Origin of the sequence: Dactylosporangium darangshiense (genome assembly GCF_039537565.1) — a bacterium.
Classification (GTDB): Bacteria; Actinomycetota; Actinomycetes; order Mycobacteriales; family Micromonosporaceae; genus Dactylosporangium; species Dactylosporangium darangshiense.
In genome coordinates this window covers 1-1536 of the sequence record NZ_BAABAT010000180.1, presented here as the reverse complement: position 1 = coordinate 1536, position 1536 = coordinate 1, and the positions used below count along the sequence as shown (strand labels likewise).

At 65.7% G+C, this 1536-nt stretch carries 1 protein-coding gene; it reads left to right on the top strand.

Annotated elements, in window-relative coordinates:
• Window positions 1–46 precede the first annotated feature (46 nt).
• On the top strand, window positions 47–1536 hold a 1490-nt coding region (locus ABD901_RS58550), incomplete at its 3' end, for a non-ribosomal peptide synthetase (protein WP_345145049.1).

Below are 1536 nucleotides of genomic sequence, written 5' to 3'. Positions count from 1 at the left end.
CGAGCTGTTTGAGCGTGCTGTGCGGTTGTCGGGTCATCTGCGGGGCTTGGGGGTCGGTGCGGAATCGGTCGTCGGGCTGTGCCTGGAACGCGGCAACGACGTAGTCGTGTCGATGCTGGCGGTGTGGCTGGCCGGCGGCGCCTACCTACCCCTGGACCCCACCTACCCGACCGACCGGCTGGCGTTCATGCTCACCGACAGCGGCGCCACAGTCCTGATCAACCACCAATCCAGCCGAACCCCCGGCGGGAACGGACTACCCACCGTAACCCTCGACGACCCGATCACCGAAGCCGTCCTCAACGCCCAACCCACCATCCGACCCACCATACGAGTGCTACCCGACCAACTCGCCTACCTCATCTACACCTCCGGAACCACCGGCCGACCCAAAGCCGTCCAAGCCACCCACCGCGGCCTCACCAACCTCATCACCGCCCAACGCGACGCCTTCAACATCAACCACCACAGCACCGCCCTCCAATTCGCCTCCATCAGCTTCGACGCCGCCGTCTCCGAAATCACCGTCGCCCTCACCACCGGCGCCACCCTCATCATCGCCACCACCACCGAACGCACCCAACCCACCCACCTCACCAACCTCTTCCAAACCCACCACATCACCGTCGCCACCCTCCCACCATCACTCCTCACCACCCTCAACCCCACCGACATCACCACCCCCACCACCATCATCAGCGCCGGCGAAGCCCTCGACCCCAACCTCGCCCACCACTGGGCCACCCACCACCACCTCATCAACGCCTACGGCCCCACCGAAACCACCGTCTGCGCCACCACCGCCACCATCCCCACCAGCCACACCGGACCCACCCCCATCGGCAACCCCATCACCAACACCACCATCCACCTCCTCGACCGCCGCCTCAACCCCGTCCCCACCGGCGTCACCGGCGAAATCCACATCGCCGGCACCAACCTCACCCGCGGCTACCACCACCACCCCGCCCTCACCGCCACCACCTACATCCCCGACCCATTCACCACCACCGGCAACCGCCTCTACCGCACCGGCGACCTCGCCCGCCGCCACCCCAACGGCACCCTCGAATACCTCGGCCGCACCGACCACCAAATCAAACTCCGCGGCCACCGCATCGAACCCAACGAAATCCAAACCGCCCTCACCACCCACCCCAACATCACCACCGCCATCGTCACCACCCACAACAACCGCCTCATCGCCTACCTCATCCCCACCAACAGCAACCTCCCCACCACCAACGAACTCCGCACCCACCTCAGCCACACCCTCCCCGACCACATGATCCCCACCCAATACATCCAACTCACCCAACTCCCCACCACCCCCAACGGCAAACTCGACCGCACCGCCCTCCCCAACCCCGACACCCACCAACCCCACCACACCAACACCACCCACACCCCACTCACACCCACCCAAGAACTCCTCACCAACATCTGGACCGAACTCCTCCACCACCACCACATCACCACCACCGACGACTTCTTCGACCTCGGCGGACACTCCCTCCTCGCCACCCAGGTCATCTC